We start from the raw sequence: 14,616 nt of genomic DNA, 5'->3' as shown, positions 1-14,616 counted from the left end.
AAGAGGTCAACTCTGACTATCAAGGCTTGATTATTGATGAGTTACAGTTGAGTGTTAATAGACTTGCACGATTTCGTGAAGAGCTTTTGTTTGAGATAGGCATTGAACCCTTGTATGATAACGGTGGTTATATAGTGATAAAGGTCACACGGATGCAAACTGGTGATACGGTTGCTACCGCACGATTACACTTTATTGGTTACGACTTCCAACTCAATAAGACCGCTACACTTAATAACAGTATAAAAGAAGCGCTGTACCCACACTTATTTAAGATTTGATATTAGACCTATTGAACATATCCTATTTTTTTAACATGCTGTCTTTGCTCAAATAGCTATTCACTCAAGACCTAAAAAGTGAATGGTTATAAACCATTGACCATTTCTTACTCAATACTCATAAGACGACAGATATATTATGACTTTACCTGCTTGGCTGACTGCCGTAACTTTTAATACTGATGGTTTAATTCCTGCGATTGCCCAAGATCATAAGTCTGGGCGTATTTTGATGATGGCTTGGATGAATGCAGAGGCGCTGCAACTAACTGCACAAACCAAAACAGCCGTTTATTTTTCACGTTCACGCAATAAGTTGTGGCATAAAGGTGAAACCTCAGGACATACTCAAACCGTACATGAAATTCGCTTGGACTGTGATGCAGATGTGATCGTGCTTAGCGTAACACAAGCCGGTGGTATCGCTTGCCATACTGGCCGTGAATCTTGTTTTTATCAGCGTTTAGATTTATCTGGGCAAACACCTGAGTGGCAAACCGTTGATAAAGTATTGAAAGATCCTTCGGATATCTATAACACAGAGGTAAATGCTACTCATCTAAATAATGATGCTAGTGTAAGTAGTATTATGACCAAAGATGATACGATTAGTAGTGATAGCCAACCGGATAATGCCTCCATTTTGCAGCAGCTTGATCAGGTATTGGTTGAGCGCAAGCAAGCCGATGCTGATAGCTCCTATGTGGCAAGCCTATATGCTAAAGGTTTGAATAAAATTTTAGAAAAAGTTGGTGAAGAAAGTACAGAAAGCATTATCGCTGCCAAAGACTTTGCGAGCTGTGATGCAGAGGCAGACAAAGCTCAATACGATGATGCTCGTCACGAACTCATCTATGAAGTGGCGGATGTCTGGTTCCATACACTCGTTGGACTGGCGTGGTTCGACATAGAGTCAGATGCCGTGTTAAACGAGCTAGGACGTCGCTTTGGCTTATCAGGCATCGATGAAAAAGCGTCACGATAACTGGTGATATTGCAAAACCAGTCTAGTAAAAGCAACTTGTGAAATCGTAAAATAACCAGCTACTCTGTTTGATTATTTTGCCATTTCACCCTTTTGTCACAAGTGCAGGTTATAATATAGCTCTTTTAACGTCGCGCTATATGTCGATACTTTTTGGTTAATATATCACGGTAATATAAACACAAAGTATTCATATACAGACTGAAAACCAAGACATAAGGATACCTTTATGGGCAGTTTTTCTATTACGCATTGGCTGATACTATTGGTTGTGGTGGTAGTTGTATTTGGCACATCTAAACTTAGAAATGCGGGCAAAGATTTGGGCGGTGCGGTCAAAGGCTTTAAAGAAGCGGTCAAAGATGAAAATACAGAGCATGCTAAAAAGCACGCTGTGCTTGATCACGATGACAACACGCGTACCACAGATCGCTCAGCTACTGACAACGCCAATAGTAGCGATATCAATGCAGCCCCTACAGACGATAAGCACAACGTATAATGTCTATAGTACCTAGCCGACCTGTAGTTCCTAGATAGTGACACTCAACCATTATGTTTGATATTGGGTTTTCTGAATTACTCATCTTTGGCATTATTGCCTTGATTGTTCTGGGTCCAGAAAAACTGCCTCAGGCAGCGCGGACGGCTGGGCAGTGGTATGCCAAGATTCGCCGTACGGTATCTACCCTACAGTCTGAGATAGAGGCTGAGCTAGACTTGGCTGAAACACGGCAGCAAATGCAAAAAGAGCTTGCCAAAATTCGCCAGACTGAAGCGGACATGCGACGTGAGATGGCAGAAATGCGTGGCAATATGAAAGAGTTTGCATCCTCACAAAACCAAACGCTGAGAGCGACCCATGATATCGTCGATGGTCATAAAAACACTAAAAACAGCGAAATCAATAGTAGCGTAGGCAGTCATCAAGCACCTGCTCCAAAAGAGTTCGACGCCGCCTATAGCAATACTGACAATTCAAATGATTTGCAGCAAGCCTCGGCAGTAGACAATCACAGTAGCAGCAATACAAATAACGTGCCCGCTGAATCTAATGACAGTCCACACATTATCACCCAAGTCCTCACGACTAGACCATGGGAGAATATGTGGTTTCGTCTTAGTGCTTATGACAAAGCCCGCCGTCTACCTGAGCCGCCTTACTTACCGAACTATCAAGCAGATAAATTATTAAACAGTCATTTAATTGATTCCTTCGATAGTCCTTTGCAAAAAAAAGCTTCTGCAAATATACAGGAGGCTGACTGATGGGGTTGTTTAAACACACAAAAAGCCGCCAAGAAAAACTCACTGGTTCAGATAAAAAAACCACTACTGATTCAATGGATAAACACGAATCTACAGATGCGTTAAGTACTATGGCTGACATGCCCATCACCGAGCATCTGATTGAGTTACGCAGGCACTTAATCAAAATATGTGTGGCGGTATTGATTATATTTTTAGCGTTAGTCGGGTTTTCACGCGAGCTATATAACTTATTATCAGACCCATTAGTCGCACAATTACCTGCCAATTCGACCATGATTGCCACAGACATTACGTCTAACTTTATGGCACCGATACGTCTAACTATCTTTGTCGCTGCATTTTTTGCTATGCCTTATATCCTGTATCAAATTTGGTCATTTGTAGCACCAGGTTTGTATAAAAAAGAAAAGAAAATTGCGATTCCAGTACTACTCTCCTCTATATTCTTATTTTATTCTGGCGTAGCATTTGCGTACTTCATCGTTCTCAAAGGGGTTCTAAAATTCTTTATTATGTTTGCCCCACAGAATGTCTTACCAATGACAGATATCGACAGTTATCTCAGTTTTGCGCTCAAATTATTTATGGTGTTCGGACTGACTTTTGAAATTCCGGTCGTGACCTTACTATTGATATTGGTTGGTGTCGTCTCCATCCAGAGTTTAGAAGACAAACGTCGTTATATTATTGTGGGATGTTTTGCCGTTGCCGCCGTTGTCACACCGCCCGATGGTGTATCGATGCTGATGCTAGCGATTCCGATGTGGTTGTTGTTTGAGCTTGGTTTGTTTTTAGCCAAGGTATTAATCAAAGAAGAGCCCAATGCAGCTTTATCTGCGAATACGGCCTCAAGCAAAACTTAAACTGACCAGTTAATTCAAAACAAGCCAATCTTATAATCTGTTAATATGATCTTCTAAATCTTACATTAACTTCCGATGACCCTATATGATGGTTATCACTTATTAGCCATTGTCTATGCAGTGGCTTTTTTTACCTCCGTCATTTTTGACCCTGTTTTATTTTTTAGGTAGCTTTTTATGTCCGCATCTATGCCAGCTTATATGAGCGATCCCACTGATGAGCAACTGAACGCGCTCAATATGGCGATGGATCACAAGTCATTTAAAGTAGTCGCTTATGCGGGCGCCGGCAAGACCACAACACTCAAACTAATTGGTGAGCGATTGCGTGGACGCGGCTTATATTTAGCCTTTAACAAAGCCATTGCCAATGATGCTCGCTCAAAATTTCCACCGCACGTAGAGTGCCGCACTTTTCATTCGCTTGCCTATCGTCATGTCGCTCGTGATATCACGGCCAAACTATCCTTGCCGCGCTTTTCCCCTAAACGCCTTGGCGATGATTTAGGCTTACAACCGGTACAAGTACGTCGGCAAATGGATGGGGTCAATAAATACATTACGCTGACACCAGCACGATTATCTCGCTTCGTCAGCGATGCTGTGAGCAATTTCTGTAGTACGCATGCCAGTTACCCTGCCCCTAGACATATATTGTTTCCAAGTTGGCTCGATGATTCTGATGCAGAACAATTACGTGAGCTGCTCTACCCTGCCGTTGAACAACGCTGGCTACAGTCGATTGATGCTCGTCATCCTGCTGGCATCGGACATGATATTTACCTCAAACTATGGGCGTTGTCTAAGCCAAGCATTCCAGCTGATTTTATCTTATTTGATGAAGCACAAGATGCTGATCCATTAATGATGGGAATTCTAACTCAGCAGCCAAAACAAGTAATCTACGTAGGCGATGCCCATCAACAAATTTACGAGTGGCGTGGTGCGGTCAATGCTATGAAAAAGCTGCCACTGCCCCAAACATTACTAACGCAGTCTTTTCGCTTTGGCGAGCCAATTGCCGAAGTCGCCAATACGTTACTAAAGGCATTACAAGAAGAGGTTCCGCTCAAAGGAAACCCTAATAAACAGTCCTCTACTGACAAAGGCATGGTACACAGCAAAAAAGACGCCATTCTCTGTCGTACCAATGCTGCTGCGATGGCTCAGTTATTGACAGGACTCAAGCTCGGTCATAGAGTGGCGCTGCAAGCCGATACCGATCGTATGCTCAAGTTCTGTCAGGCTGCCGAAAATTTGAAGAATGGAAAATCTGCTTATGGTGTGCCTGAACTGGCATACTTTTATAATTGGGGCGATGTACAAGAATACTCTGAAACCAACGAAGGCAGTGATCTAAAAACCCTCGTCAAATTGGTTGATGACCACGGCACCAATGTACTGAGCCAAGCGGTCAATAGTCTGACCAGTATCGAAAATGCAGATTATGTCATCTCAACTGCTCACAAGGCCAAAGGGCTTGAATGGGGAAGAGTACAACTGGATGATGACTTTTACTATGATGTCACCACCAATGCGGTCAAGATAAGCCCAGAAGAGCTGCGTTTACTATATGTCGCTTGCACTCGTGCCCAAACCAACTTAGATATTCATCATATTAAAGATTTGATATTGGGATTACAGACAGGTAAAAAAGTGATTTTTGGTAATACTTAATCAATTTATCATTTTTCGTATTTGCCATTCTAAATTCCTAGTCTACCTTTATTTATCATGACCTTTTAGCAGTGAACCACAAGCAATGAACCATAATGATCAGCTTCAAATCCATCAAAATACGATCTCTCAGTTATTTGCCAATCCCGTCCGCCTCCTTGCGCCAATGGAAGGTCTGACCGATCCATTAATGCGGCAAATCCTCACACAAATTGCAGCAGATTTAGATCGTCCTTATGATTGGTCGGTGAGTGAGTTTATTCGGGTAACTCAGCATGTCTTGCCAGCACACGTGTTCTATAAATACGTGCCAGAATTGCATCATGACTCCAAAACCGCCTGTGGCACACCGATTCATTTGCAACTTTTGGGTAGCGAAGCACAACTGATGGCAGAAAACGCTGCTTACGCCTGCGAGCTTGGCGCGCCTGCCATTGATATCAACTTTGGTTGTCCTGCCAAGACCGTAAACAGTCACCGTGGTGGTTCCGTATTATTAGATGAGCCTGAAACCCTATACCAGATTATCAGCGCGGTGCGTCAAGCCGTACCTGCGCAAATTCCAGTCTCGGCTAAGATACGTCTAGGCTATACCGATACCAATCGTATGGATGATATTCGTAGCGCGATTAACGATAGCGGCGCTGACTGGCTAACCATCCATGCACGAACCAAAACCCAAGGCTATAAGCCGCCAGCCTACTGGGACAAGATTCAGAGCTTTAATACGCTCGATATTCCAGTGATTGCCAACGGTGAGATATGGAATGTAGAACACGCACAGAGGTGTATGACTCAAGCAGGTACACCGCATTTGATGTTAGGTCGCGGTGCGGTTACCCGCCCAGACTTGATTGCTCGTATAGATGCCGTTTCAGATGAGTCCATGCTAAGCGCGGCAACGTTATCGTGGCAAGCACTGGTCTCTCATCAGATAAAATTTTTGGAAGGTCAGGCTAAAACTGAAGTGATATTGGTAGGTCGTTATAAGCAGTGGTTAGCGATGCTCACCAAAGGCTGTGACGAAGCAAAAGTGTTATGGGACAGTATAAAACGAGAAAAAAGTAAAGCAGCTATTATCAGTGCACTGCTAGCCAGTGTACGATAATAGCTGCTTTTATAGTTATGCCGATATTATAATCATGCCACTATGATAGTCATTCCACGAGAAAAGCATTACTGCGTTAACTTCTCTCAAAGTACTAAAGACTCACTCTAATCGCTAAATAAAATAGCATCAAAGAACAAGCCATCGATAACACCCAAAGTATCGAGCGAAACGTTGCCAAATTAGCAATATAAGCCACGCAAAAACCAATTCGAATCAATACATACAACCAAGCCAATACATTGATAATCGATTGTGGAACAAAAAACAGCATCGCCACTAGTACTGCTGCCAAAAATATAGGCAAAGTCTCATAGCTGTTTTGCTGCGCGGCATTGGCTCGTGCTGCCATACCGGTACTATGTTGCAAAAAATCACGAGGATGTGCGTTATTTCTGATTTTAAAGCCGCCAGACGCTTTTGCAACTATTGATACCAGCCATGGTAATAAGCTTGCTACCACCATCGCCCAAATAGCCGACGCTGCGGTATTAGAGACCAACTCCAAAAGTGCATTCATTAGTATACTCGCTTCTACCCTGCAACCACTTCAAAATCATGGGTGACATTCACTCCACCTTGTACCAACATTCTACTGGCTGAGCAGTATTTTTCTGCTGATAAGCTGATGGCTTTTTCAACTTGTTTTTCTTTAACATTTTGCCCTGTTACCACGAAGTGCATGTGAATATCGGTATATACCGCTGGTACCGTTTCAGCACGCTGTGCCGTCAACTCACAACGCACGTCTGTCACTTCTTGACGAGATTTTTTTAAGATCTCTACCACATCGTAGCTAGCACAACCACCAAGTCCTAAGAGTATCAACTCCATTGGGCTTGCGCCTTTTTCTTTATCGGCATCAATCTGAACATTATGACCTGACGGTGAGACACCCATAAATGCTTTGTTCTCTTGCCACGTAACGCTTGCTTTTGACTCTGACATTTCTCATTTTCCTTATTCTAATAAATAGATTGTAATTGGCAGCCTTCAATTAGGAGGTTATCTGCTTCTTATTCTAAGTAGCCTACATTGCTTGATACAGCACATTGCTAGTGTAGCATAAGCCAAAGCAGGATTTGACAACGGCTTTGTCTTTGGTTTTTATCATGAGAATATGGTCTACCCCATATAGATTGCATCCTTCATTCGGACTATTTAGGCTGCTAAATATTATAGCTTCACTTTAGCTTTTGATAACTTATTCTAAGTCAGTATTTTTATTCATCTAACTAATAGTTATGTATCCTGCTTCTCAACTTCTTTCAAATTATCTCTTATTCAACCACCTCTAGAAACCCACAAAAGTCTAATTATAAACCATTGATTTTAAACAACTAAACTCGTGAAACATTTTATAGCAAAATACTGTTACACATTCTGTCGGTTTCTTGGTTTAATAACGGTAATTAATCTTATTTCGGTCTAATACCGATACCAATCACCTTATAATAACTATGATTGCTGTCACGATTGTGGAGTGAAATAAGCTATTTTAAACACATTAAAAAGGTTTAGTCATGATAGATGCAGACGGCTTTCGCGCCAATGTCGGCATCATCTTGGCAAATACACAAGGGCAAGTTCTGTGGGCAAAACGTATTGGTCACAACGCTTGGCAGTTTCCGCAAGGCGGTATAGACCGCGGAGAGACACCAATGGATGCGATGTATCGCGAGCTCTGGGAAGAGGTCGGCCTACATCCGCGTCATGTAGATTTATTGGCAGTGACGCAAGACTGGTTGCGTTATCGTCTGCCAAAACGCTATGTGCGTCATGGACAACACCCTTTGTGTATTGGGCAAAAACAAAAATGGTTTTTGCTGCGCTTAGATGAGGCAAACACGCAACACATCCGCTTCGATGAAGGAAAGCCAGAGTTTGACCATTGGCAATGGGTTAGTTACTGGTATCCACTTGGACAAGTGATTCATTTTAAACGGGGAGTTTATCGTCGCGCTTTGCAAGAGCTAGTGCGTGAGCTTCCCCTAAAACAAGAGCTTATTTTGCCTGAACAAGAAAACCACTTATTGGTGTGATGCCTGATTTAGTCAATCGCTCTATTTGCCATAAAATAAAAAGACCCACGATAATTGCTAGCAGCGTTAGCAATTATCGTGGGTCTTTTTTTGCTCAAAATTTATCGCTCGTATTTATTTTTACTGCGAGTGACCAGTAAGCTCTCGGCTGACAATCTCACTAGTGACGTTTGCCTTTCTAGTTTTAGTTAAGGTTAAAATACTTTGGGTACGAGTTCCATACGTTGTTGCGTTACTGTCTGTATGACCAAACGCTACTGGCGCAATATAAACAGAGGATAGCATTTGCTCAATCTCAATCGATATGCCTGTGTCTGGCAACCGATCTGCTGGTGCAGACGTATGATCCGATAACACATCAAAAGCCGCTTCTTGCCAATATTCAGGTGCGCTATTTTCGGCAATGAGTGGCAATACTTCTTGCCGTATTCTGCCACGTAATTTTTCAGTCTTGAACCAGTTGTCTTCTGGCTGCCCATTAGACAGTACGTGTAAACCTGAGTACAAAGGTGTGGGCGCATGGCCGCGATTATTAACGATGACCGCTTGGGCAGCATCACCAACGATAAGGTTAAAGCCGGCATAATTTCGCAAATTGATGCTTCGAGCAAAATCCATCGGGCTTGAGTCACTGGTCAAGAAATCAGTAACTAACGCACCACGTGAGCGTTCATCATTGCTTGCCTGTACCCCATCACGAAAGTTCAATACGGCAGCCCAGCGACCGTTTTGAGAATAATACTCCAGGCCTTTTACGTGGTCTGGTTGTTGGTGAATACCAAGCCAAGTACCGCCGCTTTGTTTATCGCGCCCCGCATAAATAGACTGATCGGACCATTGGTGTAGCGGCTCAGTAGGACGCTCAAAAAACTCATCACGGTTGGATAACAACACCAATGGCAATTTATCAAATAACTGCCAAGCGATGGCGACGATACACATATAATTCCTTTTTTATTCATAAGCCGATAGCACGAAAAAACCTGATGACAAGGTTTAGGTTCATGATTGATTAATGACCAATTAACTGCTCATCGGCAGGATAACTGACTTGAGACGTCGAGCTTATCACTTTCGATTGCTGACTGGGTAAATCAAACTCCCACGCAATCATGCCTTGATTGCCATTCCAGTCGCGCGTACTCACTGGCGGATTGTGTGTGACAGCGACCTTCAAACTTTCATCACGGCTGATCGGCTCACTGCCTAACACTTGTAGGCTCATCGTACGATTGTGTTTATTAGTAAATTGATAGGCATCAGTCTCGGTCAATGTTTGTGTACGACTGAATGCGCCTTTGTCGCCTGATTTTTGCTCATTGGTCAACTGTTTTACGATCGTATTGGGGTCAATACCAAAGCCAATGCCCTGCTCTTTTAGCATCTGATAGCTATAGCGTGACTGTCCGACATAGTTATCATCGCGGTATAATTGCAAAGAACCATCGACCCAAGCTGGTGTCAAGAATGGTGCTGAGGCATACCAATAGCCAGCCGTTTCCACACTTGGTGTACTGCGAATCCATAATTTACTGCTACCGGACTGCTCATCAATGACCGTTCGCACATGCCTGCCATCGCTTGGAATACTAACGCGCTGTGGTAATCGATACTCGGTAATACCATTTTTATTTTGGCTACTCACGGTAAAGCTCGGTAGCGGAGAGCTAGCTTCAGCAGTTGGTTTATATTGCACAGAAGAGCTTCTACGCATTGCTTTTGGCGATGGTATTGGAGCGGCATCAGCCATCATCATAGATTCCTCTTCGTATAAAGACAAACGCTTCACATTAGGTAGCCGACCAGTGGTGTTTTGATTGGGGTTGACTGAGCTCAATACCAATGGAATATTTAGCCAGTTTTCACCAGTTTGTTGGGCGATAATCGCAGAGGCAGTGATATTAAGTTGCTTGGTATCAGTATTTAGGCGGGCTTGATATGTCGGCTCCCAACTAGCGCCACGCACTTGATAGTGTAATTTGGCAGTACTTGGCACTCGACTGGCTGTACGCACACTCACTTGGGTCACACTGTTTTGCGTGGTGGTCGTACTACCTGCCATCAACTGATTAAGCGCGTCTTGCGCACTGGCTTGACGTTTCTCAAGGTCTAGTATCCGCTTATTTACGTTTACTGCTTGTGCTTGCAAATCATTGGTATTGCTAGCCAGCGTACCTTCCATACTGAGTTGCGTCACTTTGGCTAGATTCTGCAAATATAACTTGGTTAGATAAGCCGCTTCTAACTCAGCATTGACGCTAGCCAAATTATCCTGTTGCGTCTGCACTTGTGCATCGCCTTGATACTGACACTGCGCTGCTTGCTCACCGCTCAATGTTTCAATACTGACTTCGCCAACATTGACATTTCCTAGCGCCTGCACACTCACACTGTCTTTATCCATAGAAGGTGACAAACACGAAAATATAAGCGTCTGCTCACCACTCCCATCAATCGGTAGAGTACGTGTGACACTGGCCAAACCTTGATAGATAGTGACGTTTTCTACACTGCTTACAGCAGCTTGTGCACTAGACATACTAAAAGTAGCACCACTCAGAAATACAATCGGCATAAAGGTAGATGTAGCCATTTTTTTGGCCAGTCGTAATGAAATAGTACTATCTGTCGAGATAGTTGGTTCTACTAAACGTGGTTGCATGGATAATTCCTCAAAGATAAAAATGACCACGCCATTCGACTAAGGCCAGGAAAGAGTCAGAAGCAGTATAACTCAATACATTAAAAATAATACCGTAGCGTTTTTGCAACTTTTTAGCAACAAATGTCTTTATAAATAGAAACGCTCTGTTTCTATCGTTTGTATTATTTCGCTATTTATTCCCCTTTATGGTGCAACTTGCCAAAATCCATGCACTATATTAAAGATAAATCTTCATAAATTTCAATTATTAAGCCGTTATTTGCCAAATAGCTGGACTTTTTGATTGGCACGAAACTTGAACTATTAATCACTGTTAAGTAACAGCAATTTTATCTTTTGTGTTTATTTAGGAGATGTCCATGTTTTCGTTACCGACTCTAACTAGCCCTCAATTTAGTGAATCAAACCCTCACAACAAACTCAAATCACGCGTGTCATTATTGACCATTGCCGTGGCGGGTAGCCTGAGTTTAATTGGCTGTCAAAAGCCTGCAGAGACTACACCCTCAACCGAGACAACAGCCGAAACCACTACAGAAACAACGACTACCCCTGCTGCTGATGGTGACACGATCAAAGTGGGTATATTGCATTCGCTATCTGGCACCATGGCCATCTCTGAAACGTCTCTTAAAGACACTGCATTAATGACCATTGACGAAATCAACGCCAATGGTGGTGTGCTCGGTAAGCAACTAGAGCCAGTCGTCGTTGATCCCGCTTCTGATTGGCCATTGTTTGCTGAAAAAGCACGCCAACTACTTACTCAAGACCAAGTAGATGTTATTTTTGGTGGTTGGACGTCTGTATCACGCAAGTCCGTGTTACCAGTGGTTGAAGAGTTAAACGGCTTAATGTTCTATCCAGTACAGTACGAAGGTCAAGAACAATCAGAAAATATCTTTTATACAGGCGCGGCACCCAACCAACAAGCCATTCCAGCCGTCGAGTATTTGATGAGTGAAGAAGGTGGCGGTGCAGAGCGCTTTGTATTACTAGGTACCGATTACGTCTATCCACGCACCACCAACCAGATTTTAAAAGCATTTTTGAAATCAAAAGGTATCGCTGATGAAGACATCATGGAAGAGTACACGCCATTTGGTTTTAGTAACTATCAAACCATCGTCTCCAACGTCAAAAAGTTCTCAACGGGCAAAAAGACAGCGGTAATATCGACCATCAATGGCGACTCAAACGTTCCGTTCTATCGTGAGCTTGCCAACCAAGGTATTGACGCCGCAGATATTCCAGTCATGGCGTTCTCAGTTGGTGAAGAAGAACTGCGCGGTATCGATACCAGCTTATTGCAAGGACATTTAGCGGCATGGAATTACTTTATGTCGATTAAAAACCCAACCAACAGCGAATTCACCAAACGCTATAAGCAATACGCACTAGACCAAAACCTACCCAATGCTGAAAAAGTCGTGACCAATGACCCAATGGAAGCCACCTATGTGGGCATCAATATGTGGAAACAAGCCGTCGAACAAGCTGGCACCACCGATGTCGACAAAGTACGTATTAGCATGGCAGGACAGACGTTTGATGCGCCATCAGGCTACACACTAAAAATGGATGAAGAAAATCATCATCTATGGAAACCCGTTATGATTGGTCAAATTCGTGCTGATGGACAATTTGATACGATTTTCAAAACGCCAGAGGTGATCCAAGCACAGCCATGGAGTGAATACATTCCGAAATAAATCTCTTACCTCAAAATTGGTAGTGCTAGGCGCATGAAACAGTACAGCGCCTACGCTCTACCTTTATTTTCAACCTATTTAGATGACTGTCGAATAAATTGAAGACATACCCGAATACGCTAAGTAATAGAACCTAGAATTTGTTGACCGTGAAGAACAGGGAGCCGCACATGCAGCGTCACATCTTATGCCCCACTGCAGGACAAACAGCATCTACTAAGCATGGCAATCATCAACAAGCACCAATAAGTGGGCTAATAAAGCACGCTGCGATTTTTCCAATATCTATATCTCTGCGGCTACTTGCTTTGACTGCACTATTTATAACAATTTTTGCCACTTCTGCACATGCGCACCATGACGGTCCAGCACATGACCATGATACGAATGCTGCGCATAGCGAGCAATCACAGATCACGCCTGCAAGCGTATCTAGCTCTACTCAAGCCACCACCTCAGATACTTCAATAGCAAACCCTGAAAACTCAAACGACACCATTGAGCAATTTGTAGCAGGTGACTTTAGCCAGCGGCAAGCTATGTTGAGTGATTGGCCAGGAACCGTCGAAAGCTTAGACAATTTGGTTGAATACATTGCCAATGATGAGCTGTATCAGGGCAATGGCGGACAAACTTATCTACTCAATGCCGATGACCAGCTATTTACCTATCCTGATAAAACAGAAACGACCGACTGGCCCAGTGATTTATCCCAAATTACCTTAACCAATGCGTTACGCTCAGCACTTGTATTTGGTCAAGCAAAGGTCAAGCTCGAATCTGACAAGCCCGCACAGCGACTACAAGCAGTCGATATTCTAGCCAACAATATCAATCAAGTAGATCCAACCATTATTACGACAGCAGCAGCAAATGAGGACAATGCGAAAGTCCAAAAAGCGCTGACTGCCCTACAAGCTCGTATTGACTTTAAAAACGGTGATTTACCCACTCAAATAGCAGCCGTAAAGCTACTTGCGGATAGTGATAGCCCACAAGTATTAGTCGATATCGAGTCTGCCCTTGCCGCTGATAATTTGGACTCTGCACTTAAAGCGGCGCTTATCGATGCTGAATCCAGCGTGTCACGCCGTATTGAAATCAGTACATGGACAGGTCATATTTTCACAGGTATGAGTACGGCCAGTATTTTATTGCTAGCGGCGCTTGGCCTTGCGATTACCTTTGGACTTCTCGGTGTGATTAATATGGCGCATGGCGAGCTGATTATGATTGGTGCTTATACCACCTATATGGTTCAAAACGCATTTCAAGCTTATCTGCCAGATATGGCAGGCTGGTATTTGCTTGCTGCTATTCCAGCGGCATTTTTAGTCAGCGCTATTATCGGTATGATTATTGAGCGCATTGTGATTCGCCCATTGTACGGTCGTCAGCTAGAAACCCTATTGGCGACCTTTGGGGTGAGTCTGATTTTAATGCAGTTAGTACGGATGATTTTTGGTGCGCAAAACGTCGAAGTCAGTAACGTGGCTTGGTTAAGCGGTGCATATCAAGTGTCATCGAGCCTTGTACTGCCTTACAACCGTATTGCCATCATTGTGTTCACTGTCATCGTCGTGGCACTGTTGGTGTACTTGCTCAACAAAACTCGCTTTGGATTATTTATACGAGCAGTGACACAAAACCGCCAAATGGCGAAAGCAGTTGGTATTCCTTCTGCGCGTATCGACATGATGGCCTTTGGCTTAGGCTCTGGACTTGCCGGCATGGCAGGCTGTGCGCTTGCTCAAGTGGGCAATGTGGGTCCTGACTTGGGTCAAACCTATATCATCGATACTTTCTTAGTCGTCGTGGTAGGCGGTGTCGGTCAAGTATGGGGCGCAGTATTAGCAGCCTTAGGACTCGGTGTCAGCGGCACGGTGCTTGAGATTGGTATCGGTGCAGTCTTGGCCAAAATCGTATTGTTGGTTCTTGTGATTCTGTTTATTCAGAAACGGCCACAAGGTTTGTTTGCACTCAAAGGCCGCTTTGTCGAATAAGGAGACTC

General features: G+C 43.5%; 13 protein-coding genes and 1 pseudogene. 10 read left to right on the top strand and 4 right to left on the bottom strand.

The window, feature by feature from the left end:
• The 7 genes and pseudogenes from ACT3SX_RS04860 to ACT3SX_RS04830 form a co-directional block, all read left to right on the top strand.
• Positions 1-281: pseudogene (locus ACT3SX_RS04860) on the top strand (thioesterase); the annotation flags it as partial.
• A gap of 139 nt (positions 282-420) precedes the next feature.
• Complete coding sequence (gene hisI / locus ACT3SX_RS04855) at positions 421-1,266, top strand: phosphoribosyl-AMP cyclohydrolase (RefSeq protein WP_192520224.1); 846 nt, start codon at positions 421-423, stop codon at positions 1,264-1,266.
• 229 nt (positions 1,267-1,495) lie between these two features.
• Positions 1,496-1,768 carry a Sec-independent protein translocase subunit TatA gene (tatA, locus tag ACT3SX_RS04850; RefSeq protein ID WP_192520223.1) on the top strand — a complete coding sequence of 91 codons (273 nt, stop codon included), beginning with the start codon at positions 1,496-1,498 and terminating at the stop codon, positions 1,766-1,768.
• 53 nt (positions 1,769-1,821) lie between these two features.
• Positions 1,822-2,535, top strand: coding sequence for a Sec-independent protein translocase protein TatB (gene tatB, locus ACT3SX_RS04845; RefSeq protein WP_192520222.1), 714 nt, complete (start codon positions 1,822-1,824; stop codon positions 2,533-2,535).
• Complete coding sequence (tatC, locus tag ACT3SX_RS04840; RefSeq protein ID WP_442069588.1) at positions 2,535-3,401, top strand: twin-arginine translocase subunit TatC; 867 nt, start codon at positions 2,535-2,537, stop codon at positions 3,399-3,401. Before tatB ends, tatC begins: the two co-directional genes overlap by 1 nt.
• Positions 3,402-3,578: 177 nt before the next feature.
• On the top strand, positions 3,579-5,078 hold the full coding sequence (locus ACT3SX_RS04835) for a UvrD-helicase domain-containing protein (RefSeq protein WP_192520220.1): 1,500 nt from the start codon (positions 3,579-3,581) through the stop codon (positions 5,076-5,078).
• An 85-nt stretch (positions 5,079-5,163) separates the two neighbouring features.
• Positions 5,164-6,186 carry a tRNA dihydrouridine synthase gene (locus ACT3SX_RS04830; RefSeq protein WP_192520219.1) on the top strand — a complete coding sequence of 341 codons (1,023 nt, stop codon included), beginning with the start codon at positions 5,164-5,166 and terminating at the stop codon, positions 6,184-6,186.
• A 94-nt stretch (positions 6,187-6,280) separates the two neighbouring features.
• On the opposite strand, the gene ACT3SX_RS04825 is transcribed toward ACT3SX_RS04830, so the two are convergent.
• Together ACT3SX_RS04825 and ACT3SX_RS04820 are read right to left on the bottom strand one after the other, a co-directional pair.
• Positions 6,281-6,706, bottom strand: coding sequence for an MAPEG family protein (locus ACT3SX_RS04825; protein WP_192520218.1), 426 nt, complete (start codon positions 6,704-6,706; stop codon positions 6,281-6,283).
• Positions 6,707-6,720: 14 nt separating this feature from the next.
• Positions 6,721-7,134 carry an OsmC family protein gene (locus ACT3SX_RS04820; RefSeq protein ID WP_192520217.1) on the bottom strand — a complete coding sequence of 138 codons (414 nt, stop codon included), beginning with the start codon at positions 7,132-7,134 and terminating at the stop codon, positions 6,721-6,723.
• 575 nt (positions 7,135-7,709) lie between these two features.
• On the opposite strand from ACT3SX_RS04820, the gene ACT3SX_RS04815 reads away from it, so the two are divergent.
• On the top strand, positions 7,710-8,228 hold the full coding sequence (locus ACT3SX_RS04815) for an RNA pyrophosphohydrolase (protein ID WP_192520216.1): 519 nt from the start codon (positions 7,710-7,712) through the stop codon (positions 8,226-8,228).
• Between the two features lie 120 nt (positions 8,229-8,348).
• On the opposite strand, the gene ACT3SX_RS04810 is transcribed toward ACT3SX_RS04815, so the two are convergent.
• Positions 8,349-9,170 (bottom strand): NRDE family protein, encoded by an 822-nt coding sequence (locus tag ACT3SX_RS04810; protein WP_192520215.1) that lies wholly within the window; start codon positions 9,168-9,170, stop codon positions 8,349-8,351.
• Between the two features lie 70 nt (positions 9,171-9,240).
• Positions 9,241-10,890: a DUF4139 domain-containing protein gene (locus ACT3SX_RS04805; RefSeq protein ID WP_192992207.1), complete on the bottom strand. Its 1,650-nt coding sequence runs from the start codon at positions 10,888-10,890 to the stop codon at positions 9,241-9,243.
• Positions 10,891-11,252: 362 nt separating this feature from the next.
• On the opposite strand from ACT3SX_RS04805, the gene urtA reads away from it, so the two are divergent.
• Together urtA and urtB are read left to right on the top strand one after the other, a co-directional pair.
• A complete protein-coding gene (gene urtA / locus ACT3SX_RS04800) occupies positions 11,253-12,605 on the top strand; it encodes an urea ABC transporter substrate-binding protein (RefSeq protein ID WP_192519390.1) in 1,353 nt (450 codons plus the stop codon).
• Positions 12,606-12,775: 170 nt separating this feature from the next.
• A complete protein-coding gene (gene urtB, locus ACT3SX_RS04795; protein WP_225739172.1) occupies positions 12,776-14,608 on the top strand; it encodes an urea ABC transporter permease subunit UrtB in 1,833 nt (610 codons plus the stop codon).
• The last annotated feature ends 8 nt before the right edge of the window (positions 14,609-14,616 follow it).

Origin of the sequence: Psychrobacter sp. AOP31-B2-9, from assembly GCF_052378005.1 — a bacterium.
Classification (GTDB): domain Bacteria; phylum Pseudomonadota; class Gammaproteobacteria; order Pseudomonadales; family Moraxellaceae; genus Psychrobacter.
This window is presented reverse-complemented; position numbering and strand designations above follow the sequence as displayed.

Excerpts from the sequence above, each read along its gene's own strand:
- tatC (WP_442069588.1), top strand. The coding sequence starts at position 2,535 with ATGGGGTTGTTTAAACACACAAAAAGCCGCCAAGAAAAACTCACTGGT.
- tatB (WP_192520222.1), top strand. The coding sequence starts at position 1,822 with ATGTTTGATATTGGGTTTTCTGAATTACTCATCTTTGGCATTATTGCC.
- hisI (WP_192520224.1), top strand. The coding sequence starts at position 421 with ATGACTTTACCTGCTTGGCTGACTGCCGTAACTTTTAATACTGATGGT.
- ACT3SX_RS04805 (WP_192992207.1), bottom strand. The coding sequence starts at position 10,890 with ATGCAACCACGTTTAGTAGAACCAACTATCTCGACAGATAGTACTATT.
- ACT3SX_RS04820 (WP_192520217.1), bottom strand. The coding sequence starts at position 7,134 with ATGTCAGAGTCAAAAGCAAGCGTTACGTGGCAAGAGAACAAAGCATTT.
- urtB (WP_225739172.1), top strand. The coding sequence starts at position 12,776 with ATGCAGCGTCACATCTTATGCCCCACTGCAGGACAAACAGCATCTACT.
- ACT3SX_RS04830 (WP_192520219.1), top strand. The coding sequence starts at position 5,164 with ATGAACCATAATGATCAGCTTCAAATCCATCAAAATACGATCTCTCAG.
- ACT3SX_RS04815 (WP_192520216.1), top strand. The coding sequence starts at position 7,710 with ATGATAGATGCAGACGGCTTTCGCGCCAATGTCGGCATCATCTTGGCA.
- urtA (WP_192519390.1), top strand. The coding sequence starts at position 11,253 with ATGTTTTCGTTACCGACTCTAACTAGCCCTCAATTTAGTGAATCAAAC.
- ACT3SX_RS04810 (WP_192520215.1), bottom strand. The coding sequence starts at position 9,170 with ATGTGTATCGTCGCCATCGCTTGGCAGTTATTTGATAAATTGCCATTG.
- tatA (WP_192520223.1), top strand. The coding sequence starts at position 1,496 with ATGGGCAGTTTTTCTATTACGCATTGGCTGATACTATTGGTTGTGGTG.
- ACT3SX_RS04835 (WP_192520220.1), top strand. The coding sequence starts at position 3,579 with ATGTCCGCATCTATGCCAGCTTATATGAGCGATCCCACTGATGAGCAA.
- ACT3SX_RS04825 (WP_192520218.1), bottom strand. The coding sequence starts at position 6,706 with ATGAATGCACTTTTGGAGTTGGTCTCTAATACCGCAGCGTCGGCTATT.